At 72.8% G+C, this 22926-nt stretch carries 20 protein-coding genes; 19 read left to right on the top strand and 1 reads right to left on the bottom strand.

What is annotated here, in order from left to right:
- Nucleotides 1–11: 11 nt before the first annotated feature.
- From VF632_RS22190 to VF632_RS22100, 19 genes are all read left to right on the top strand, one after another.
- Complete coding sequence (locus tag VF632_RS22190; protein WP_331025115.1) at nt 12–749, top strand: ABC transporter ATP-binding protein; 738 nt, start codon at nt 12–14, stop codon at nt 747–749.
- A 71-nt stretch (nt 750–820) separates the two neighbouring features.
- Complete coding sequence (locus tag VF632_RS22185; protein WP_331025114.1) at nt 821–3226, top strand: ABC transporter permease; 2406 nt, start codon at nt 821–823, stop codon at nt 3224–3226.
- Nucleotides 3223–4437: a lanthionine synthetase LanC family protein gene (locus VF632_RS22180; protein ID WP_331025113.1), complete on the top strand. Its 1215-nt coding sequence runs from the start codon at nt 3223–3225 to the stop codon at nt 4435–4437. Before VF632_RS22185 ends, VF632_RS22180 begins: the two co-directional genes overlap by 4 nt.
- A gap of 222 nt (nt 4438–4659) precedes the next feature.
- Entirely contained in the window at nt 4660–5640 is a 981-nt protein-coding gene (locus tag VF632_RS22175) for a lantibiotic dehydratase C-terminal domain-containing protein (protein WP_331025112.1), read from the top strand.
- Between the two features lie 4 nt (nt 5641–5644).
- On the top strand, nt 5645–8383 hold the full coding sequence (locus VF632_RS22170; RefSeq protein ID WP_331025111.1) for a lantibiotic dehydratase: 2739 nt from the start codon (nt 5645–5647) through the stop codon (nt 8381–8383).
- A 61-nt stretch (nt 8384–8444) separates the two neighbouring features.
- Nucleotides 8445–8600 carry a hypothetical protein gene (locus tag VF632_RS22165; RefSeq protein ID WP_331025110.1) on the top strand — a complete coding sequence of 52 codons (156 nt, stop codon included), beginning with the start codon at nt 8445–8447 and terminating at the stop codon, nt 8598–8600.
- A 108-nt stretch (nt 8601–8708) separates the two neighbouring features.
- A complete protein-coding gene (locus VF632_RS22160; protein ID WP_331025109.1) occupies nt 8709–10370 on the top strand; it encodes a glycosyltransferase family 4 protein in 1662 nt (553 codons plus the stop codon).
- A 126-nt stretch (nt 10371–10496) separates the two neighbouring features.
- Nucleotides 10497–10637, top strand: coding sequence for a hypothetical protein (locus VF632_RS22155; protein WP_331025108.1), 141 nt, complete (start codon nt 10497–10499; stop codon nt 10635–10637).
- Between the two features lie 83 nt (nt 10638–10720).
- Nucleotides 10721–10879 (top strand): hypothetical protein, encoded by a 159-nt coding sequence (locus VF632_RS22150; protein WP_331025107.1) that lies wholly within the window; start codon nt 10721–10723, stop codon nt 10877–10879.
- A gap of 65 nt (nt 10880–10944) precedes the next feature.
- Nucleotides 10945–11640, top strand: coding sequence for a hypothetical protein (locus VF632_RS22145; protein WP_331025106.1), 696 nt, complete (start codon nt 10945–10947; stop codon nt 11638–11640).
- Nucleotides 11637–12587 carry a lantibiotic dehydratase C-terminal domain-containing protein gene (locus VF632_RS22140; protein ID WP_331025105.1) on the top strand — a complete coding sequence of 317 codons (951 nt, stop codon included), beginning with the start codon at nt 11637–11639 and terminating at the stop codon, nt 12585–12587. Before VF632_RS22145 ends, VF632_RS22140 begins: the two co-directional genes overlap by 4 nt.
- 116 nt (nt 12588–12703) lie before the next feature.
- Nucleotides 12704–12874, top strand: coding sequence for a hypothetical protein (locus VF632_RS22135; protein ID WP_331025104.1), 171 nt, complete (start codon nt 12704–12706; stop codon nt 12872–12874).
- A 141-nt stretch (nt 12875–13015) separates the two neighbouring features.
- The gene (locus VF632_RS22130; protein ID WP_331025103.1) at nt 13016–13165 is read left to right on the top strand and encodes a hypothetical protein; all 150 of its coding nucleotides are present in this window, start codon (nt 13016–13018) and stop codon (nt 13163–13165) included.
- A gap of 466 nt (nt 13166–13631) precedes the next feature.
- Nucleotides 13632–14696 carry a lantibiotic dehydratase C-terminal domain-containing protein gene (locus VF632_RS22125; RefSeq protein ID WP_331025102.1) on the top strand — a complete coding sequence of 355 codons (1065 nt, stop codon included), beginning with the start codon at nt 13632–13634 and terminating at the stop codon, nt 14694–14696.
- A gap of 1 nt (nt 14697) precedes the next feature.
- Nucleotides 14698–15210 carry a hypothetical protein gene (locus VF632_RS22120; protein ID WP_331025101.1) on the top strand — a complete coding sequence of 171 codons (513 nt, stop codon included), beginning with the start codon at nt 14698–14700 and terminating at the stop codon, nt 15208–15210.
- Nucleotides 15191–17407, top strand: coding sequence for an NHLP family bacteriocin export ABC transporter peptidase/permease/ATPase subunit (locus tag VF632_RS22115; protein WP_331025100.1), 2217 nt, complete (start codon nt 15191–15193; stop codon nt 17405–17407). Before VF632_RS22120 ends, VF632_RS22115 begins: the two co-directional genes overlap by 20 nt.
- Nucleotides 17404–19521 (top strand): NHLP bacteriocin export ABC transporter permease/ATPase subunit, encoded by a 2118-nt coding sequence (locus VF632_RS22110; protein WP_331025099.1) that lies wholly within the window; start codon nt 17404–17406, stop codon nt 19519–19521. Before VF632_RS22115 ends, VF632_RS22110 begins: the two co-directional genes overlap by 4 nt.
- A gap of 75 nt (nt 19522–19596) precedes the next feature.
- Nucleotides 19597–20580 (top strand): GGDEF domain-containing protein, encoded by a 984-nt coding sequence (locus tag VF632_RS22105; RefSeq protein ID WP_331025098.1) that lies wholly within the window; start codon nt 19597–19599, stop codon nt 20578–20580.
- Nucleotides 20581–20729: 149 nt separating this feature from the next.
- Nucleotides 20730–21026 (top strand): hypothetical protein, encoded by a 297-nt coding sequence (locus VF632_RS22100; RefSeq protein ID WP_331025097.1) that lies wholly within the window; start codon nt 20730–20732, stop codon nt 21024–21026.
- 758 nt (nt 21027–21784) lie between these two features.
- Here the strand turns inward: VF632_RS22100 and VF632_RS22095 are convergent.
- Nucleotides 21785–22762, bottom strand: a complete 978-nt coding sequence (locus VF632_RS22095) for a hypothetical protein (RefSeq protein ID WP_331025096.1) — start codon at nt 22760–22762, stop codon at nt 21785–21787.
- Nucleotides 22763–22926: the final 164 nt, after the last annotated feature.

Raw genomic sequence — 22926 nt, 5'->3', positions numbered from 1 at the left:
AAAGCAGCCCCATGACGGCCCCCAACGACGACGCGCTGATCAGGCTCGACAACGTTTCCAAGGTGTTCTACACCGACGAGGTGGAGACGCACGCCCTCGCCAACGTGCACCTGGCCATCCGTCCCGGTGAGTTCGTGGCCATTGCCGGCCCCTCAGGGTGCGGCAAGAGCACCCTGCTTTCCATCCTGGGGCTGCTGGATTCGCCCAGCGGGGGCGAGTACCGCCTGTCGGGAGCCCCGGTGCAGAGCCTTTCGGCCGCCGAGCGGGCGCGGATCCGGAACCGGGAGATCGGGTTCATCTTCCAGTCGTTCAACCTGATCGGCGACCTGTCGGTATTCGAGAACGTGGAGTTGCCGCTCACCTACCGCGGCATGCCCGCGGCCGAACGCCGGAAGCGGGTGGAAGATGCGCTGGAGCGGGTGCAGATGTCGCACCGCAACGCGCACTACCCGGCCCAGCTTTCCGGGGGCCAGCAGCAGCGCGTGGCCGTTGCCCGCGCCATCGCCGGCACCCCCGCCGTGCTGCTGGCCGACGAACCCACCGGCAACCTGGACTCGGCCAACGCCGGCGCGGTGATGGAGCTGCTGCGCGACCTTCACCGCCAGGGGTCGACGCTGGTGATGGTGACGCACGACCCGCGCTTCGCGGAGTACGCGGGACGCCAGGTGCACCTGTTCGACGGCCAGGTGGTGGAGGACGGCACCACCGCACCGTCCACCGGCGCCGCCACCCCGGCCGGCGTGGCCTGACGGGCTCCTCTTCCATCTCCCCGGGCGCGGCCCCCTCCGCGCCTTCCACGCACACCCCGACGAGGCGCGGTATGAGCTCGGTGGCACAGGACCTCCGGTACGCGGCGCGAAAGCTGGCCCGCAGCCCCGGATTTACGCTGGTGGCGGTGCTTACCCTGGCGCTGGGCATCGGCGCCACCACCGCCATCTTCAGCGTGGTGCACGCGGTGCTCCTTCGCCCGCCCCCCTACCCGGAGCCCGGGCAGTTGGTCGTGGCGGCCGAGCTGACGGCCAAGGGCGAGGAGATGCCCGTGGCCGGGCTGAACTTCCAGGACTGGCGCGCGCGGGCCCGCGGCTTCCAGGGGATGGCCGCCTACAGCGGCGGCCAGGCTACGGTGCTGGGCGGCTCCGAGCCGGTGCGTCCGGAGGTGACCGCCGTCTCCACCGACTTCTTTTCGCTGATGCGCACGCGCCCGGCTCAGGGCCGCGTGTTCACCCCGGACGAGACGAAGCCCGGCGGACCGCCCGTCGCCGTGGTGTCGCACGAGTTCTGGCAGAACTTTCTGGGCGGGGCCGCCGACCTGTCGGCCCGGCCCCTGGAGCTGTTCGGCACCAGCTACTCGGTGGTGGGGGTGATGCCCCCCGGATTCCGCTTTCCAGTGAGGACGGCCGTGTGGACCCCCGAAACCCTGGCCGAGCCCGGCGCCCGCAGCGGCCACAACTGGAACGTCGTGGGGCGGCTGAAGCCCGGGGTGGAGGTGGATGCCGCGCGTGACGAGCTCAACGGGATCCAGCAGGCGCTACGGGCCGAGCACGGCAAGGAGGTCGACGGCGCGGCCGTGCAGCTGATGACCCTGCAGGATTCTCTCGCGGGGAACGCGCGGCGCCCCCTGCTGCTGCTGCTGGGGGCCTCGGCGCTCGTGCTGCTGATCGCCTGCGCGAACCTGGCCAGCACGCTGCTGGCCCGCGGGGCCGCGCGCCGCCAGGAGATGGCGGTCCGCGCCGCGCTCGGCGCCGGGCGAGGCCGGCTGACGCGGCAGCTGTTCACCGAGGGGCTGCTGCTGGCAACCGTTGGCGCCCTGGCCGGGGTGGCGGTGGCGGTGGTCCTGGTGCGGGTGCTGGCCTCGCTCTCGCCCGCGGGCGCGCTGGGCCAGCTCGAAGGCGTGCGGCTGAACGGGCCCGTCCTGGCCTTCGCCCTTCTGGCGGCCGTCCTGGCCGCGGTACTGTTCGGCCTCTTTCCGGCGCTGCGCACCTCGGGAACCGACATGGGGCGCGAGCTGGCGGGAACCCGCGCGGTGGCGGCGCGGGGCCGGGGCACGCCGTGGAACCTGCTGGTGGGCGCCGAGGTGGCCCTGTCGCTCCTGCTGCTGGTGGGCGCCGGGCTGCTGATCCGCAGCTTCCTGGAGGTCAGCCGCGTGGAGCTTGGCTACGAGACGGCGGGAGTGTTGACGGCGGACCTGGCGCTTCCCGAGACGGCCTACCCCGACACCACCGACGTGGCGGCCTTTCATCAGGCGTTTCTCGCCGAGCTGGCCACCGTTCCCGGGGTCAGGCACGCGGGGATCGTCAACCTCCTTCCCCTGGGTGGAGGGAACATCAACGGCGGCTTCGACGTCGAGGGGCGCGAGCCGGGCACCGGCTACGCCGACTACCGCGTGGCCAGCGCCGGCTACTTTCAGGCCATGGGCATCCCGCTGCTGCGGGGCCGGCTCTTCGACCCGGAGCGCGACCGGGCGGGATCGCCCGACGTGGGCATCATCAACCGCGCGCTGGCCGAAAAGCTCTGGCCCGGGCAGGACCCGCTGGGGCAGCGCATCCGCAACCTGGCCAACGACAGCTGGGTGTACGGCGACCGCTGGATCACCATCGTGGGGGTGGTGGGCGACGTGCGGCACTGGGGGCCGCTCAGCGACCCGGCCGCCGAGGTGTACGTCCACTACGCCCAGCGCCCGTTCCGGGCCCGCTACGCCACCCTCGCCGTGAGCTCGTCGGTGCCCCCCGCCTCGCTGGTGGCCACGGTGCGCAGCCGCCTGTCTGCGCGGGCGCCGCAGGTGCCCACTGAGTTCCGCACCATGGAAGAGCGGGCCGCCGAGGCGGTGGGCACCCGCCGCTTCACGATGGCCATGCTCACCCTGTTCGCCGGGCTGGCGCTGTTCCTGGCCGCGGTGGGCATCTACGGGGTGATCTCGTACCAGGTGGTGCAGCGCACCCGCGAGCTGGGCATCCGGCTGGCCCTGGGCGCCACCGAGGGCGCGGTGCGCGCCATGGTGATCCGCGGATCGATGGCGGTCGTGGCGGCCGGGCTGGCGGTGGGCGCGGTGGGGGCGTACCTGCTGACCGGCACCGTGCGGGGCCTGCTCTTCGGCGTCGAGGCCACCGACCCCGCCACCTTCGCCGCCGTGGTGCTGCTGCTGGCCGCGGTGGGGCTGGCCGCCAGCTATCTTCCCGCCCGGCGCGCCACCCGGGTGGACCCCATGATTGCCCTGCGCAGCGAATGACGCCTTCGCCGGGGCTGCGGGAGGGCGCCGAGGCCGTCGCCGCGCTCCTGCGCGAAGCCGCCGTGGAGGCGCGCGGGGGAAGCATCGTGTGGCTGGGGCCGCCGTCGGCCGACGGACGGCCTACGGTGCTCCCCCCCCACCTGTACGACGGCACGGCCGGCATCGCTCTGTTCCTCGCTGCGCTGGACCGGGCCCGGGGGACCGACGAGCACCGCGAGACAGTGCTGCGGGCGCTGGCGCCGCTGGCCGGCCGCCTGCGCGAACTGGCGGCCGACTCCGCGCGGGCCGCCGCGGCGCGGATGCCTTTGGGCGGCATGGTGGGGCTGGGCTCGTTCATCTGGGCCCTGACACGCGCCGGGGAGTGGACGGGCGATGCCGGCCTGGCCGAAGGCGCGCGCGCGGGTGCCGCCCTCGTCACCCCCGCCCGGGTGGCCGCCGACGACCAGCTCGACGTCGTGGCGGGGGCCGCGGGCACCCTCCTGGCCCTGCTGGCGCTGGATGACGAAGGGAAGTCCGGCGGCGCGGACGGGGCGGGGCCGCTGGACGCCGCCCTGCGCTGCGCGGCACACCTGCTGGAGCGGCGGGTGGGAAGCCCCGGCACGAGGGCGTGGCCAGGGGCCGACAACCCGCCGCTGAGCGGCTTCGCGCATGGAGCGTCGGGGATCGCCCACGCCCTGCTGCGGCTGTACGCGCGCACCGGCAGGGCGGAGCTGCGCGACGCGGCGCTCGAGGGCTTCGCCTACGAGCGCACCCTCTTCCACCCCCCGGCCGGCACCTGGCTGGACCCGCGCACGGGCCGTCCCCTGGAGCAGACCGCCTGGTGCCATGGTGCGCCCGGGATGGCGCTCGCACGGCTGCACGCCGCCGCGCTGGGCGTGGACGGCGCCGAGGAGGAGCTGGAACGCTGCCTCCGCCTTACCCGGGGGCTTTCGGATGTCACGCTGGACCACCTCTGCTGCGGAAACGCAGGGCGTGCCGAGATCCTTCTCCGCGCGGGGCAGGCCACCGGCCGGAACGAGCTGGTGGACGAGGCGTCAGGGATTGCCGCCCGTATGCTCTCGGCGGCCACCCCCGCAGGGCACCGCTACCTTCCCCCCGGCGAGCCGACTGCCTTCGCCCCCTCGCTCTTCCGCGGCGCGGCGGGCGTCGGGTACGTACTTCTGCGGCTCTGGCGCCCCGCTGTTCTTCCCTCTCCCCTGCTCCTGGACTAAGCCCCGCCACCCCCCCTTCCGCTTTCCCACCCGCGTAAACACACGAGTTTCGCCACATGGCGTCTCAGCTTATTTTCGGCCGTACTGCGCAGCGGTTTTTTGTATACGGTATACCTTTGACGACACCCTTGTTAATTTAGGAAACCCTCATTAATGTAGTTTCGAAACGAATGCCAGCCTACCTCGCATCCGGTATCTTCGATGTCGTTTGCCGATCCGTCGGTGACAGCGAGCATCTACTGCGACCGCTCGTTGGACGCGGTGCTCCGCGAGGTGATTTACTCCCATTCCGCCTACGTTGCCGAGTGCTGTACCGGGCCGTGGATGCTCTGGTTCGTGCGCTACAGCCGCGGTGGCGACCACGTCAAGCTGCGCCTTCACGGCCCCCCCGCCGAGGCGGAGCAGATTCGTGACGATCTGTCCCGAAGAGTGGGTGAGTTCTTCGCTTCCCTTCCACCCGCCGGAGTGGAACCCCGCGTAAGCCGGCCCGGCGCACCCCCCATCGACGCCGATGACGAATCGGAAGCCGACCATCCGGACCGGTCGCTGCGGTGGACGCAGTACCGCCGCAGCCACGTTTCCCTGGGCCCCCGCCCGTTCCTGGACGACGACCGCTACGCCGAGCTGATGGCCGCCGCCCTGTCCGGTGCCGCGGGCCTCTCGCTTTCCGCCGCGCGGGCGGCGGGCGCGGACGGCATCGCGGCCGCCGCGGGGCAGCGGGTGCTTCTCAAGGCGCTCGTGGCCGGGCTGGCCGCCGCGGGGTTCGCTCCCGAGCACTGCGCCCGGTACCTGGCGTACCACCGCGACTGGCTCCTCCGCTTCTTTGCCGAAGACTGCCAGAAGGAAGACGAGGCCCGCGCGGGGCTGGGCCGGCAGGCCGCGACCAACGCCGCCACCGTGCGGCAGCTGGCCGGCGTCGTGGCGGCGGAATGGATGGAGGCCGCGCCGGCCGTCGACGCGGCCGGCTTCGCCGGCGCGGCCGCGCGGCTGGTGGAGTACCTGGCCGGCTTTCGCGGCAACCCCGCGTACGACGTGGACCCCTTTGCCGGTGACGAGGTCTTTCCCCCGCTGTTCAAGGTGTTCCACGGCCTGGCCAACCAGCTGGGGCTGGCCCCCGCCAACGAGGCACTCGTGCACCACCTGCTGATTTCGGCCACCGGGCTGGTGGCCGGCGAGCAGCTGGCCGCCGCGGTGGGGGTGTAGGGCCGTGGCGAGCTCCACCGAGCGCGCCGTCCCGGCCATCGCCCGGATCGCCGGACTCCCCACCAGCATCCTCGACCGGTTCGCCACCTCGCTGGTGCCGGTCCTCGAGGCGGCGGCCGGGCAGGCGACCCTGGTGCACGCCGCGCGCGCCGCCCTGGCCGACAGCATCCACGACCTGGTGCCGGGCGCCTCGCCCGAGCTGCGCCGGTTCCTGCTGGCCGTCCGCCGCGACTGCCACAACGGGCGCCCGCTGGCCCGCCACGCCGCCGCGCCGCTGTGGGGCGAGCTGTGCCGGGCCGTGGGCCCGCTGGCGGCGCGGGCGGCGGCGCTGGATGCCGAGGCGGCCGCGCGCCGCCGGGAGTACGAAGAAGCCTATGCCGCGGCCCGCGAAGCCGAGCGCGGCGCCCTGGCCGAGGCGCTCCGCGACCCCGCGTTCCTGCGCGGACTGGCGCTGGCCAGCCCCGACCTGTACCGCGCCGCCCTGGCCCTGAATGCCGCGGGGGGCGCCCCCGCGGGAAAGTCGGCCCGCAAGGCCGAGGCGAACCTGGTGAGGTACGTCACCCGCGCGGCCGCCAAGCTTTCCCCCTTCTCCACCTTCACGAGGCTGGCCTTGGCCGACCTTCGCGGCGACCTCCCCGCCGGGCCACCGCGCCTGCACCCCGGCGAGTGGAACACGCGCTCGCTCGTCCGCGTCAAGCCGTACCTGCTGGAAAAGTGCGGCGAATTGCTGCGGCAGCACCCGCCGTTCCGCGATGGCCTGCGGGTGGTGCTGAACAATTCGGTCACCGAGCTCGAGCCCGGCCGCTTCCTCTTCCTGCGGCCCAGCCACTGGCGCTTCGACGAGCAGGCCGGGCGCTTCAGCTACTTTTCCGAGTCGCTGGTGCGCGTCGGGCTTTCGGGCGCCCTCATCACGTGGCTGCGCGAAACGCTGGCCGCGTCGCGGCCCACCTGCGGCGAGCTGGCGGCTCTCGCGGCCGCGCGCTTTCCCGAGGCCGCGGACGAGGTGCAGGGCCAGCTGCAGGCGCTGCTGCGCATCGGGTTCTTGGTGACGCTGTTCCCCTGGCGCAGCCAGGAGGGGTACACCGAGGCCGGCATGCTGCGCGCCCTGGACGCCCTTCCCGCCGACCCGGCCACCGCGCCGCTCCGCGACCGCTTGGCCGAGCTGGTGAACGTGCAGCGCGGCTTCGCCACCGCCGCCGACCCACTGGGCGCCGTCACCACCATGGACGGGCTGATCGACGGCCTGTGGGAGGCCGCCGCGGCGCTGGGGGGCGTGGATCCGGCGTCCAGCTACGAGCGCGCCTCGCGCTATAGCATCTACGAGGACGTGTTCATGGCCCCCGCGAGCGATCCGGCCGGAGCCGTGGTGCAGGTGCCCCTGGCCGCCGCCGCCCATGCCGTGCGCAGCATGGAGCCGCTGGTGAGGCTCACGAGTGTCTTCGACCACCGGCACGACTTCCTCGCCGCCCTCGCGGGGTTCGCCCGCGACCGCTGGCCCGGGGCACGGCAGGTGAAGCTGATGGAGCTCTTCCATCACGTGCAGCCCCTGTGGCAGAAGTACCTTCGCTTTCGCGTGGAGGCGCGCGAAGACGGGGGGTGGCGGCGGACGTGGAACCCGCGCGGCATTCCCGCCCTGGATGCTCTCGCGCGCCACCGCGTGGAACTGTGGGACGGCCTTCCTGAGTTCCTTTCCCGTCACGGGGGAATACAGCACCTGTCGGGTGAGGGGCTGCTGCGGCGCCTCGACCAGGTGCCCCGGGCCTACACCTCGGCCTCCGGCGGCGCCTGCCTGTTCCTGCAGCAGGCCGACGCCCAGGGCTCGATGTGGATGTTGAACCGGATGAAGGAGGGCACGGGCCGGTTTGGAAGCCGCTTCACGCCGGTGATGGACGCACCGGCCCGCCGCAGGTACGCCCGCCACCTGGCCTCGCGCGGGACGATGGCGGTGGACGGCGGTCGGGCGCAGCTGATGGACCTCCGCTGCGTGCAGGGTGACACCCTGAACGTGCACGCCCTGCAGACGCCGCGGGTGCTCACCCTTCCCGGGGCCGAGGGCGAGGCCCCACCCGCCCGCCAGGTGCCTCTGGGCGACCTGTGGGTGAGGCTGGGCCCGGGAAGGCCGCACCTGCGCGATGGCCGCGGCCGCCGGCTGTGGGCGGTGCAATTGGGCTTTGCCTTCGAGGACTACCTGCCTACCCTCATCAAGTTCCTCTGCCTGTTCGGGCCCAGCGAGATGCGCGCGGTGTTCCCCATGCAGTGGGTGGAGCGGTCGGGCGGGCTGGTCACCAGCCGGCGCACGCACCTGGGCAACGTGGTCCTTCACCGCGCCACCTGGGCCACCCCTACCGGCGACTTGGCCGCCGCCACCGCCGGCCAGCCTGCGCCCGAGGCGTTCGCCGCCATTCAGCGCTGGCGTGCCGCGCACGGCGTTCCCGAGCGGGTCTTCCTCATCGAGCGTGTCCCGCATCCCCGGATGGGCGAGCGCGCGCAGCCCCAGTACATCGACTTTACCTCGCCCGCCCTGGCCGAGGTGTTCCGGTCGGCGGTGGAAGATTCGCCCGAGGTGTCGGTAGTAGAGGCGCTCCCCACCCCCGACCTCTTTCCGCGCGACGGCGCGGGGCGGCGCTGGGCCGTCGAAGTGGTCGTCGATTCCCTCGCCCTGCGCGAACGGCCGGCTCCGCGCCGCGTCCGCCCCGCGCACGGCTTCGCAGACCCACCAGCCCTGGTGGGCGTTCCCGCCTGATTCCGCGGGCGGGGTTTCCATCCCCGAGCCGGCAGCCCCGGCTCAGCCACAAGGAGGCAGTATGATGAACAAGAACCTGATCGACGACCTGGTGATCGAGGCCCTCTCCGACGACCTGCTGGAGTCGGTGGCCGGCGCGACCAGCACGGGCTCGACCTGCTGCTCGTGTCAGAACTGCTCGAATCCGCCGAAGCAGGTGGAAGCCTCCGCGGAGTAATTCGGCAGCCCGCCCGGGCCGGCAGCGTGCCGGTCCGGGCGTGCCGGGCCCCCGCCGGCCCCCGGGGCCGGTGGGGCGCCCTGCACCCACCCCGTTGGTGAAGACGCGATGAAGGTCGGTCTGAACTGGTTCACGCAGTTTTCGCTGGACAGCATCCGCACGGTTTCGAAGAACCTGTTCGACGCGCTTTCCGAGCGCCACGAACTGGTGTTCCTGCCGCACGAATACCCGTACGTGGGCGACGACGAGCGGCGGCTCATGCTGGAGCGGTTCCTCGACAGCTGCGACGTCGTGGCCGGGGCGCTGAACTCGTCCATGCTGGCCGTGCGCCAGCGGATGGGAGGAACCGTGCCCTTCGTCCCCTTCCTGCTGGGAACGCTGCCCCGCGGCGGGTGGGCCATCCGCGGCGAGCTGCCCTACCTGAACACCAACGACGTCCTCCTGGCCAACTGCGCCGCCGACCTGGAGCTGGCGCGCAAGTTCTTCCACAACGCGCTGGTGCGGGTAGTTCCTTTCCCGGTCGACGCGCGCGTCTTCTTTCCGCTGGACGACGCCGCGCGGGCCGAAGCGCGCCGCGCGCTGGGGTTCGAAGACGACGACCGGGTGGTGCTGTACGCCGGTCGCACGACCCCCGAAAAGAACGTCCACACCCTGCTGCGCGCTTTTTCGGCGGTGGCCGCCGAACACCCGCGCGCCCACCTGGTGCTGGCCGGGCCCGTCACCGGGGGGGGCGGCTTCATGGAATTCGGGGTGGCGCCACTGAACTACGCGGCCACCATCGATCGCGCCATCGCGCGCCTGGGGCTGCCCCGCAACCGGGTGCACCTGGTGGGCCACGTCCGGGGCGCGCGCATGCGCGAGCTGTACAACGCCGCCGACGTGCACGTGAACCTCACGCTGAACCACGACGAAAACTTCGGGATGGCGCAGGTGGAGGCCATGGCCTGCGGCACCCCCGTCGTGGGCACCGCCTGGGGCGGCCTCCGCGACACCATCCTGGACGGGGTGACGGGCCACCACGTGAGCGTGATGGCCACGCCCACGGGGCTGAAGGTGGACTGGTACGAGGCGGCGGGGCTGATCTCGGCGCTCCTGGGCGACCCCGGCACCCGCGCCCGCTTCCGCGCCGCCTGCGCAGCCCGCGCCGCCGAGTGCTACTCGCGGGCCGGGTGGGCCGCCCTGCTCGACCAGCTCCTGTCGGGGGCTGCCGGGCGGCACGACACGCCCTCCGAGCCCCTGCGGGCCACGGAGTTCGCCGAGGAGTACTGGGCCCTGTGCGAGCCGCGCGCCGAGAACCGCGCGCCGTTCCGCCGCGGCCCGCGCTCCGAGCAGATGTACCGCGAGCTGGTGGAGCCGTTCGCAGCGGTCACCCGACACCACGTGCCGCCCGGCGCTCCGCCTCGCGGGGAGCAGGTGCTGTCGCTGGCCACGGCGGTGGAATCCGCCGGCGGCGGTGCGACGCTGCGCGTGGATTCGCCCCTGTACCCCTTCGCGGTGGAGGTGCCCGCGGACCTGCGCCCCGCGGTCGGCGCCGTGCTGGGCGTGGTGCGGCGCGAGCCGGCGCTCGCGGCGGGAGCGCTGGACGAACGGCTGGCCGGCGTACGAGGTGCCGACGAAGCCGTGGCGTGGATGCTGGAAGTCGGGCTGCTTCTGCGGACGAGCCCCGGGCGCGGCTGGCTGGCGCCTGGCCGGGTTCCGCCCGAAGCCGGCGAGGTGCTGTTCACCGTCCAGCCGGTCGACCGCACCACGGCCGACTTCCTGGTCTACTGACCGATGCCGCGGCGCCCCACGCCGCGGGCAGTACCCCCACCCCACGCGGGGTGGGGCCGCGTTGCCCGCAGTCGCGGCCAACGCCTGGAACCGGGCCGAAAGGCTCACCACATGGAGGGTATCACCATGATCGACCACATTGTGATCGAGCCGCTGTCGGACGACCTGCTGGAGTCGGTCGCGGGCGCGACCAGCTCGGGCTCCACCTGCTGCTCCTGTCAGGACTGCTCCAATCCGCCCAAGGTCAAGACGGAAGTCGCGGCCTAGCAACGGCAGGAACCGGTGTCCCCGGGCCGGTCCGCCGGCCCGGGGCACCGCCATCATCACCCTCATTGCCAGAAGGAGCTCCCATGAACGAAACGCGCGCCGTGGCGTCGATCGAGAACCTGCAGATCGAACCGCTCACCGACGCCCAGCTGGCGCTGGGCGGCTCAATGACCACCACCGGGCTGGACTGCTGCTCGTGCATGCACTGCTCCGGACAGAACGGACCGGGTAGCAGAGATTGAAGGCCGCGCGCCGGCGTACCCGCCCGGGGCGCCCGGCGCCCGCCCCGGAACCCCGCACGCCCGCCATGCCGCAGAGCAAGCCCACGGACCGGTTCGCCGCCTCGTGGCTGTACTTCGTGGCCGCCAGCGGCGACGAGGGCCGGCGCTGGGTGCAGGACTACTCCCGCTTCCAGCACCTGGTGGACATGAACCAGGACTGTCTCGCGCTGCTGCGGCGCCGTTCGTGGGACGAGGGAGCCGAGCACCTGCGGCGCTTCCGCGCCGGTGTCGATGCGGCGGAAGACGCCGCGCCCGCCACCCGGGCCCTGCTGGAGCGCTGGTACCAGGCCGTCTACGGCTACTACTGGTACTCGCTGGACCGGCATGATGAGGCCCGGCGAGCCATGGTGGCCGCCGCCGACGCCATCGCGCTGGCGATCGGGCACCTGCCCTGCCTGGTGCCCCTGGCTACCCAGTGCCACGAGTTCCACCTGCACCTGGCCCGCATCGCCCGCAACGAGCGGCGATGGGCCGACATGTGGCGCCACGTGGACGACGTGAGGGCGATGTTCAAGGGCAGCCGCCCGTTCTGCCTGCTCCCCGACGGGCGCGGCGTGGGGCTCGACGACGTGCGGCGCTTCTACGCCTCGCTCGGCAAGCTGCCGGCGGAGCAGGACGATGTGCGCGCGTACCTGCTGGACGACGCGGTCCGCATGCGCGACTTCGACCGCTTCGTCCGCGAGATGCTGCGCCTTCCCGGCTTCGTGGTCGCGTATCCATGACCGTAGGCTCTTCTTCGACGCCGGCCTGGCTGGCCGTCAACGCGTACTGCTGGGGGGCGCGGCAGTCGCGGCTCCTGTCCGCCGCCGTTGCTCCGCTCGTGCGCGAGCTTCACGGCGAAGGGCTGGTGCGCCGTGCCTGGTTCTCGCGCTTCGACGCGCGCGGGCCCCACCTGTTCCTACTGCTGGGTGTGAACCCTGGCGCCGAGGCCCGGGTCCGCGGCCTTGCCGCCGCCCGCCTGGAGGCATGGCTGGCCGCCAACCCCGACGCGGAGCCCATTCCCGCGGACGAGCGCGAGCGCCGCCACGCCGAGTGCCGGGGCAAGTACCTGTGCTCGCAGGATCGCGAGCCGGGAATGGCCCCCGACGGCTCGGTGTCCGTCGCCGAGCAGGAGGCCGACGAGTACCCGCTGTGGCTTTTCGGGGGGATGGCCCCCGCGGTGGAAGACGAGTTCTGGGAAGCCGCCATCGAGGTGCTGCTGTGGGCCGCCGATCAGGGGGGCACCCCGTCGGCGGGTCCGGCCGTGGCCTGGGTGGCCGCGGTGGACGCCGCCCTGCGAGCCGCCGGCGCCGGCCCGGACGCGTGGAGGTATCACGCGACCACGGTGCTTCCCCCGCTGGCCGCGCGGCTTCGCGACGAAGAGCCTGCCGTGCTGGCCGCGCTTCCCAACGCGGTGGGAGAGCGGAACCGCGCGGCGCTCGACGCGGGGTGGGCCGGCCCGGTACATCCGTTTGCCGCCGAGGCGGCCGCGCGCCTGGTGCGCGCCGTCCTGGCCCCCGACACGCGTTCGCCGATGGAAAGGTGGCGGGCGCTTCGCGAGGTGACCCACTGCGCGCTTCTCACGATGGGTCAGCCCGTGTCGGCTCACGTGCCGCTGGTGCTGTACGCATGGCAGCGCGGGCTGCCGCGCGCCGCTCCGCCGCTGGCCGGCTCGCCGCACGGAGGATAGGGGCGAGAGGGGCCGGCACCTTGCCCCGCCCACGAGGCGGGGACCGCCCTCGCCCGCGTCCGCGGGTGGGGCGCCGCACCGAGCCCTGACCGGCTCAGAACGCCAGGAGTATCACCATGCACCTCAGCGGAATCGACCACCTGGAGATCGAGCCCCTGTCCGACGACCTGCTGGAGTCGGTGGCGGGCGCCACGAGCAGCGGCTCCACCTGCTGCTCGTGCCAGGACTGCTCCAACGGCGGTAGCACCAAGCCGCCGGTGGTGACGTCGCCCTGCACCTGCCCGTAGTCACGGGCTGGCGGGCGCCCCCGGCCGTTCCGGGGGTGCCCCGGGGCCGCCGCGCCCCTGCTCCAATTCCACCTGTTCGCGCCAGGGCCGGACGACCTCGCGCATCGCAATTACACTGGCTCACGGCCTGGAGGCAGCAGAATGAAGGAACGAGTCATCGACGGTATCGACGATGTCGTCATCGAGCCGCTTACGGACGATCTGCTGGCGAAGGTAGCCGGCGCCTCGAGCTGGGGCGCGCAGTGCTGCTCGTGCTACTCATGCTCGAACCCGGGGCCGTCACCGACGTGAGCGCGGCGCCGGCGCCCCGGGAAACAATGGGAACGCCGCCCGGCACCCCCGCCCCCCGCGGGCGGCGGTGCCTTCGGACGTCGCCGCGAAAGCGCTTCGGCCCCGCGCCGGACGGGCCGCCACGCGGCGGGCCTTGCCGCTGACCTGGCTCGCTGGCAACGTGTACTGCTGAGGCGCGGGAAAAGCCGCGTCCTGGCGGGGGCCGTCGTTCCGAAGCTGCGCGTCGAGGGACTGGCGAGGGGCGGGTGGTGCACGCGGTTCGAGGCGCGCGGCCATCACGTGTTCCTGTTCCTGGGCGTTCCCTGCGAGGCAGCCGGCGCCGTGCTCGCGCGCGTCCGCGCCCGTATGGATGCGCACCTGGCGGTGGCCCGGAGCAGTGATGCGCGGCGCGACGCGAAGTGAACCGTCGCACCCTGAACCTTCTCGGCCAGCTGCTGGGCGCCGAGATCCCCCTGATCCTGTACGCATGGGAACGCAGCCTGGTCCCGGGCGCCCCGCCGATGGCGGCTGGCACGGCTTTCACCTCGTTTACCACGCCGACCGCGACGCCCTCCTGACCGGGGTGGTGGCGCCGCTGGTTGGCGAGCTGTGGCAGGAGGGGGTGCTGCGGCGCTGCTTCTTCGTGCGGTACCACCTGGGCGGCCCCCACGTGCGGCTGCGGCTCGAGCTGCCGTCCGGAGCCGGGACGGTCGTCACGGAGCGAGTGCGCGCGCGCACGGAGGAGTTCTTTCGCCTGTACCCCTCCACGGCGCCGCGCCCGGCGGAGGAGATCCGCCGTGAGAACCGCGGGATCCTGGCCGGGGACGCCCTGGCCGTGGAGCGCGAGGATCTGGTGTACCCCGACAACAGCGTCCAGGACGCGCCGGTGGTCTTCGAAACCGAGCGGTACGGCGGGCCCGCGCTGCTGGAGCACTCCCTGGACTTCTTCACCGTCTCCAGCGCCCGGGCGCTCTCCTGGCTTCACGTCTCGGCGGGACAGCCGGCGGGGGCGCGCCTGGCTGGCGCCGCCCGCCTGCTGGTGCGGCAGGCGTGGGGCTTGGCCCCGGACGGCGCGGCCTTCACCGAGCTGGCGGGGAGCGGCGTCCGGCTGATGGGCGAAGTCCTCCCTGCCTTCGTGGCGCGCGGCGACGAGGCGTTCGAGCGGGGGGGCGGCTCCATGGAGCGGCTGGTGCGCCACGAGCTGGACGCCCTGTCCGCCGGCGACGCCGGGCCCGACGTCCTCGCCGCCGCCGCGCTGGCCGGCGCCATCGCGGGGGCGGACGAGTTCCGCCGCTGGTCCATCGCCGCCTCGCAGCTTCACATGACGGCCAACCGGCTGGGACTGCTGAACCCTCAGGAGGTGTACCTGGCGCGCATGCTGTGGCGCGCCGCGGAGGCCGCGGCGGCGGCGGACCCGGTGTGGTGGCGCGCGTGCTGGGAGGCCCGCGCGCGGTGGTGTCCCGGCGTCGGCGCGCCACTCCGCCGGATGGCGCTGGATTCGCCCGGCACCCTGGCCGGGGGCACAGCCCCGACGGCTTCAGCAGGCACCTGACATGGCCAACGAAGCCGAAGTCTATCGCAAGTCCGCCCTGGAGCGGCTGACCGCTACCGACGAACTGGACGAGCTGCTGCGGCTGACCCCCCCGCATGAGTGGCTGATGCTCGCGGCGGCGGGCGTGCTGCTGGCCCTGGCGCTGGCCTGGGCGGTGCTGGGCTCCGTTCCCGCCCGCGTGCAGGGGGAAGGCTACATGACGGCAGCGGCAGGTGGCGCCCCGCCGGGGGCGGTGGGCGTGCTCTTCCTGCCGCCTGGCAGCGGGGTAAAAGCGGGAATGCCGGTGCGCGTCGAGGTGGCGGGGCAGGGGAGGGGCGGGCCCTGGTCCGGGCGCGTGGTGCGGGTGGCGCCTGGCGCGGAGCCGGCGCTGCGGGTGCGGGTGGAGGCGGCGCTCTCGCCCTCCGCCGCTGCCGCCCCCCTGGGCACGGCCCGCGTCCCCGTCCGGGGAAGCGTCACCGTAGGCCGCGTGAGGCCCATCTCCTTCCTGGTGCCCGGTGCCGGGGACGGGCGCTGACGTGCGGGTGCCCCTTTCCCGGCTTCGCGCGACCGCCGCGCGCCTGGCGCCCCGGCGGGTGCGCACCCCCACCATCCTGCAGATGGACGCCCTGGAGTGCGGCGCCGTCTCGCTGGCCATCGTGCTGGCGCACTACGGCCGCTGGGTGTCCACCAGCGAACTGCGGCGTGCGTGCGGCGTGTCGCGCGACGGTGCGCGGGCGGCCAGCATCCTTCGCGTAGCGCGCGAGTACGGGCTGAACGCGCAGGGCTTTCGCGCCGAGCCCGAGGGGCTGCGCCACCTGGCGCCGCCGGTGGTGGTGCACTGGAACTTCAACCACTTCCTGGTCGTCGAGGGGTTCACCCGCGGCGGGGGCGTCCGCGTGAATGACCCGGCCACGGGCCCGCGCACCGTCACCCGCGCCGAGCTCGACCAATCGATGACCGGCGTGGTGCTGGCCTTCGAGCCCGGCCCCGGCTTCCGCCCGGGGGGCGAGGCGCCCCACCCCCTTCGGTCGTTGCGCCGCCGCGCCGCGCAGGCGCGGGATGGGCTGATGCTGGTGGTGCTCGCCGCGCTGGCGCTGATGGCGGTGGACCTGGTGGCGCCCGCCTTTTCCCGCGTGCTGGTGGACCACGTGCTGCTGGCGGACCGGCGCGACTGGCTGGCGCCGCTGCTGGGCGCGATGGCGCTCGCCGCGCTCGCCGCGGGAACGCTCACCTGGGTGCAGACCAGCGGCCTCCTGCGGCTGGAGAACCGCCTGGCCGTGCAGAGTTCACGCCGCTTCCTCTGGCATGTCCTGCGCCTTCCCATCCAGTTCTTCGACGTCAACTACACGGGCGCCATCAGCGAGCGGGTTCCGCTGAACGACCGCGTCGCGCGGTTCCTGTACCGCGACCTGGCCATGAACGCGCTCTCGGGCGCCCTGGTCGTGTTCTTCCTCCTGCTGATGGTGCGGTACAGCGTACAGCTGACGGTGGTGGGGGTGGCGGTGGCGTCGCTGAACGTAGTGGCGCTGCGCTGGGTGGGAAGACGCCGCACCGACGCCAGCCACCGCATGCTGCAGGAAGAAATGAAGCTCACCGGCACGGCGCTGCTGGGACTGCGGATGATCGAAACCCTGAAGGCCACCGCCAGCGAGTCGGACATGTTCGCGCGTTGGGCGGGCTACCAGGCGCGGCTGCTGAACGTGCGGCAGGAGCTCACCGCCTCCACCCACCTTCTCGAGGCGCTGCCCCCCCTCCTGGCGGCGCTGAACGCGGCCCTCGTGCTGGGCATCGGGGGAATGCAGGTGGTGCGCGGCGACCTGAGCCTGGGCGGCCTGGTGGCGTTCCAGGTGCTGATGGCCAGCTTCCTGGCGCCCGCCAACCGGCTGGTGAGCCTGGCCGGCCGCATCCAGACCGCCGAGGGCGACATGCGGCGCCTGGACGACGTGCTCATGAACGAGCCCGTGCTCGACGAGCGGGCGGGGCTGGAGGAGTCGCCCGGGGCGCCGGCGCGGCTGGCGGGCGCGCTGGAGCTTCGCGATGTCACCTTCGGGTTCAGCCCGGTGGACCCGCCGCTGATCCGCGGCTTCCACCTTCGCCTCAAGCCCGGGGCGCGCGTGGCCCTCGTGGGGCGCACGGGAAGCGGCAAGTCGACCCTTTCGCGGCTGGTGGCGGGGCTGTACGAGCCGTGGAGTGGCGCTGTGCTGGTGGATGGCACCCCGCGAAGCGGGCTTCCGCGCACGGCGCTTGTGAAGTCGGTGAGCGTGGTGGACCAGGAGGTTTTCCTGTTCGAGGGCACGGTGCGCGAAAACCTCACGCTATGGGACCGCGACGTGCCCCTGGAGCGGGTGATGGCCGCCGCGCGCGACGCCTGCATCCACGACGACATCATGGCACGCCCGGGCGGTTACGACGCCCGCGTCGCCGAGCGGGGCGCCAACTGGAGCGGCGGGCAGCGGCAGCGGCTGGAGATCGCCCGGGCGCTGGTACAGGACCCCTCACTGCTGGTGCTGGACGAGGCCACCAGCGCCTTGGACCCCGTCACCGAGGCGCGCGTCGACCGCAACCTGCGCCGGCGGGGGTGCACCTGCCTGATGGTGGCACACCGGCTGAGCACCATTCGCGACGCCGACGAGATCATCGTGCTGGACGGCGGCCGCGTGGTGCAGCGCGGCACCCACGAGCAACTCCACGCGGGCGACGGCCCATACCGCCGGCTGGTGGCCACCGAATGACCGTCACCGGCTATGGGGCCGGCGCCCCCGCGCGCGCCGCCACGCCGGAGCCGGGCGCCGGGGGGCGCGACGGCCGCCTCCTGGCCGCCTGCCGCCTGGTGGGCGCCGCGCGGCAGATCGGCTTCCGCGCCCCGCGGCGCACCCACTCCGCGGTCCCCTACACCGTCGAGGGCATCTGCGGCGCCTCGCGGGTGAGACACCGGGCCGTGACGCTGAGGGACGCGTGGTGGCGCGCGGACCATGGCCCCCTGCTGGCGTTCCGGGGCGGCGACCCTGTGGCGCTGCTTCCCGCGGGGACCGCGCGCTACCTCCTGTTGGACCCGGCGGACGGCACCCGGGTGCCGGTTACGGGAGCCGTCGCCGCCACGCTGGACGCGCGCGCCTTCGTGTTCTACGCGCCCCTTCCGCGGCGCCCCTTGGGCGCGGGCGACCTGCTGCGCGCCGCCCTCCGGTCGTCGCGGCGCGAGCTGCGCACGGTGGCGGCGGTAGGGTGCCTGGCCGGGCTGCTGGGGCTGGCGGCGCCCCTGGCCACGGCGCGGCTGGTGGGGTCGGCGCTGCCGCGCGGCGACCGGGGCGAGGTGCTGGCGCTGGCCGCCGCCCTGGTGGGAAGCGCCCTGGCCGCCGGGCTCTTCCACCTGGCCCGGGCCTTCGCCGTGCTGCGGGTGGAAGCCAAGCTCGACCAGGCGGTGCAGGGCGGGGTGTGGGACCACCTGCTCTCGTTGCCTGTGTCGTTCTTCCGCCGCTACAGCGTGGGCGACCTGCACGCCCGCGCCATGGGCATCGAGGCCATCCGCGGCGTGCTTTCGGGGCACGTGCTCAGCGCCGTCCTCTCGTTTGTCTTTTCCCTCTTCAGCTTCGGGCTGCTCTTCTACTACAGCCCGTCCCTCGCCGGGGTGGCGACCCTGCTGGTCGCCGCCCTGGCGGGGGTGACGCTGGCCGTGGCACGGGCGCAGATCCGCGAACAGCGCCAGCTTCACCACCAGCGCGGGCGCGTCTCCAGCCTTCTCTTCGACCTGCTCGGGGGCATCCTCAAGCTGCGGGTGGCGGGCGCGGAGGCCCGCGCCCGCGGCGAGTGGGCGCGGGCCTACGCCGCGCAGCGCCAGGCTGAGATGCGTTCGCAGCGGCTGGCCAACCTGCAGGCGGTGGTGAACACCACCTACGCCATGCTGGCCCCCCTGGTGCTGTTCGCCGCCCTGGGAGCCCTGGGCGGCGACCTCACGGTGGGCGAGTTCCTGGCCTTCAACGTGGCGTTCGGGCAGTTCCAGGCCGCTGTCTTCGGCGTGCTCTCGGTAGCTACGCAGGTGTTCGCCACCGTGCCGGTGTACGAGCGCATGAAGCCCATCTTGGAAGCCGCGCCTGAGGTGGGCGACGAGCGCCCCGAGGTGGGCGAGCTGGCGGGCGAGCTGGAGCTGCGCGGCGTGTCATTCCGGTACGCGGCCGACGGTCCGCCGGTGCTGGACGACGTCTCCATTCGCGTGGGTGCCGGCGAGTTCGTGGCCCTGGTGGGGCCCTCGGGCTCGGGGAAGTCCACCTGCCTTCGCCTGCTGCTGGGCTTCGAGCAGCCGGCGTCGGGAACGGTGCTCGTCGACGGGCACGAGCTTTCGCGGGTGGACGCGCACTCCGTGCGGCGCCAGGTAGGCGTAGTTCTCCAGGACGGGCAGCCGCTGGTGGGAACCATCTTCGCCAACATCATCGGTAGCCGCAACCTGGGCCTCGAAGACGCCTGGTGGGCGGCGCGGATGATGTGCCTGGAAAACGAGATCCGCGAGCTGCCCATGGGGATGTACACCTTCATCAACGACAAGGGCACCAACTTCTCCGGCGGGCAGCGCCAGCGCATGCTCATCGCGCGGGCCATCGTCAGCCGGCCGCGGGTGATCCTCCTGGACGAGGCCACCAGCGCCCTCGACAACCGCACGCAGGAGGTGGTGGTGAGGAACCTGGAGCAGCTGAACGCCACCCGGCTGGTCATTGCCCACCGGCTCAGCACCATCGTCAACGCCGACCGCATCTACGTCCTGGATGGGGGCCGCGTGGCCGAGTCGGGTACCTTCGATGAGCTGATGGCCCGCGACGGCGCCTTCGCCCGGATGGTGGAACGGCAGCGCGCCTGACCCGGCTGGTCCGGGGGGTACCTGGCCGCTGACGACCTGCTGCGCTCCAGGCGCGAATCGCTGGTGTTGGAGCTCTTGACCGACGAACGCCGGCTGTCGCTTCCGGCCGAGGCGCAGAAGAACCCGAACGTGGCCATCCAGCGCCGGGCGCTTCGCGACGCATCGGGGTGGAGCGTGGCGGGAGATATTGCTTGCCTCTCCGCCCGGGTAGCAGCAACATTTGGTTCGGTCGCGTTTGCCCGCGCGCGTGACCCCGCCACCGGCTCCCTGCATCATCCCTGGCCGCGCTTCATGATCCTTTTGCGCCTCCTCGACCGCTTCGGCACCGTGATGACCGGGATCATCGTCGTCGTTGCATCCATCGCGGCGTCGGTGGCGGCCACCGCGGTGATGATGGTGCTGTGGTTCGGGGGGATGAACGCGACGGCGATGGCGCTTTCTGCCCTGGTGCCGGCGGTGTGCGCGCCACTGTTCGTGACGCTGGAGCTGCGGCTGGTGGTGCAGCTTCGCGCGGCGCGGGAAGAGATGCGCAGGCTGTCGATCGTGGATCCGCTGAGCGGGGCGTACAACCGCCGCCATCTGGTGGCCCTCGTGGAGCAGCAGGTGCAGCGCGCGCTTCGCTACGGCGAGCCGTTTTCGGTGGTGATGCTGGACGTCGACCGCTTCAAGCAGGTGAACGACCGGCACGGGCACCTGGCGGGCGACTACGTGATCCGCGCGGTGGTGGAGTGCTGCCGGGGTGCGCTGCGTGACACCGACGTTTTCGCGCGCTTCGGGGGCGACGAGTTCATCGCGCTCCTGCCGCATACCGGTGCCGAGCGGGCCGGCGAGACGGCCGAGCGGCTGCGGCGCACCGTCGCCGCGGCGAACGTGCGCTGGGCCGGCGCGCGCGTTCCGCTCACCATCAGCACCGGCGTGGCCGAGTTCGCGCCGCCCATGGCTGGTATGGACGACCTTCTCCTGGCGGCCGACCGGGCGCTCATGGAGGCCAAGCACCGCCAGAGCCCCGGCCCGCAGCCGGAGGCGCATTCCACCACTCACCTCCTTTCGAGCACATGATCCTGCCCGCCCTCTTCGCCGCGGCGCTCTCGTTCGCCGGGCCCTGCAGCACATGCAGGTGCGTGGTACCGCCGCCGACGCCCCAGTCCGCGCTGGAGTCCGCGACTGCCGTGTTCACGGGCACCGTGGTCAGTATCCGGGAAACGACGGTGAGCCCCGAACCTGGCCGCTGGCGGCCGGCGCGGATGGTCGGCTTTCGCGTGGACGGAGTCTGGAAGGGCGTCTCTGCTCCCAAGGTGGTCGTGCTCACCGGCATGGGCGGAGGGGACTGCGGGCTGGATTTCGACCGCGGTGCTCGGTACCTCGTGTACGCCCACGCAGGCGCGGACGGCAAGCTCTCGACCGGGGTGTGCAGGCGGACGGCTCCGGCGGCGCTCGCCTCGGAGGACCTGCGCGCCCTGGGCAACCCCGAACGGCGCTGGCCCCGGCCGAACGTTCAGAACTGAGTCAGCCGGAGCAGGCGCGCAAGCCGACGTTGAGGAGGATGGTGAGGACGATGGAAGCGATGATGCTGAACATGCATCCGGCGCTGCGTACCTGGAACGGCATGGGTCACTCTCTGGCGTACGGGTGATCGATCCCGTCCGCAGGGGCAGCATGCGTGCCGGGTGTGTGGTATGGGGAGCGGACGAGGGTGCTGGATCGCGTGATCCGGCCCCCTCGCGCGGTCCAGCACCAGACCTTTGATCGGGGTTCGCTACGGTGCCTGCGCATGCCGCGGCCGCCCCCTCTCCCGGCCTCTCCCCCGCAAACAGCGCGGGAGAGAGGAGAACGTCGATCGCGGTTCGACTGGCTGCGTCGCATGTTGCGGGAGCCCCCTCCCCCCGGCCGCCCCGGCCCCCGTCCCCCGCCGCGCAGGGGAGGGGGAGACCTGAACTGCGCTTCGGCCGGCCTGGTGCACTCGACTGCGCGTGCAGTCCGCGAAGGCGGACTTTGGGCCCTTGTTGCCGCGACTTCAGTCGCCCCAGCAGGGCCGAGGCCGCGGACGGGTGAGGGCCCCCGCGGATTCGAGGTCTCGGGTTTCCGTGACCGCTGCCGCGCCCGGGCTGGTACGTTTCCGCGGCTAGATCCTTCGGCCCGCGTGGAGCGGCGTACGGGCTGGTTCGGTGCGCTTGGGCCTCTGGATGACAGATGGCTGGGCGCGACGACAAAGCGGGCCGGCGATTGCTCGCCGGCCCGTTTCCAGTCGATCACCGTCCGCGGCTCAGTGGCCCTGGTGCGCGCGGCCGGACTGTACCAGGCGCTGGCGGCTGGTGTTTCCCGGCACCGCGATGTGCGTGGCCGGATCGTACTCCTTGCCCACCGCCGGGCTGCCCTGCGGCACCCAGAGCTGCGTAACCGTGTAGCTGTAGCCCTGCGGAATGTAGCGCACGTAGTAGCCGTCCGGGTGCAGCGACCAGCGGCCGCTGGGGACCGCACGGCTGCCGGGGCCGATGCCCACCGCGCCTGCGAGCACGGCCACGCGCTCCATTTCGGCGAAGCTGGCGCCCGGGTCCGTCACCATGCGGCGAAGCTGGTTCTCGGCTTCCACGATCTGCCGCAGCGGGCCGGGAACGCGGTTCATCAGGGCACCCATCTCGTCGCCCGGAACCAGGTCCAGCGCGCTGCGGTTCAGGCGCGTGAGCTGGCCGGGCGTCAGCAGGCGCGCGGCGGTCGCCTTGTGCTGCGGCGACAGGTCCTCGAACTTCGCCCGCGCGATGATGGCCCACAGCAGCGTCTGGATGTCGCTCTGGGCGATCTCGGGATGGTTCACCGAGTTGCGCAGGATGGTGGTCACCGCGTCCTCCGCCGGGCCCGCCGTGGGCGCGAACAGGTAGCCGTCGCCGCCGCCGGGGCCGTGCGTGCCGGCCTTCAGGCAGTAGCTCTGGGTGTGCATCTCCCAGTAGCCGGGCTGCAGCACGAACCCGCCGTTGGGCGTGCGCTGAAGCTGCAGCATGGAGCGCTTGCTCTCGCGCGGAGTGAAGTTGTCGAGCGAGTCCACCGCCCAGCGCGCGTGCTCCAGGCTGGTGGTGATGGGATGGTCGCCGCCGACTAGCTGGTCCAGGCTCAGCCTGCCGCCGGTGACGCGCCCGACGGCGCCGCGAAGCCGCCCGCCGATCTGCGCCGAAGCCGACTCGGCGTACGTGGCTCCCATCAGTACCGCGAGCGCGGCGATTGTGGCGAATCTGCGAGTTGAGTTCATGTCCGTTCAGTCCTGCTGGTGGGATTGGCCGCGGCGGGGAGGGGTGGGTTTGCCGCGACACAATTGTAGCAGCCCCACCTTTCCGACGCCAGAACTTTTTTGCCGCATCTCCACTGCTACAAACGTGATACGCAACGGCACGGCGTACGATGTTTGTGGCGGCG

Origin of the sequence: Longimicrobium sp. (assembly GCF_036388275.1) — a bacterium.
In the GTDB taxonomy this organism is placed as follows: domain Bacteria; phylum Gemmatimonadota; class Gemmatimonadetes; order Longimicrobiales; family Longimicrobiaceae; genus Longimicrobium.
Note: the sequence above shows the minus strand (reverse complement) of the source record. Positions and strands in the feature narration are given on the sequence as shown.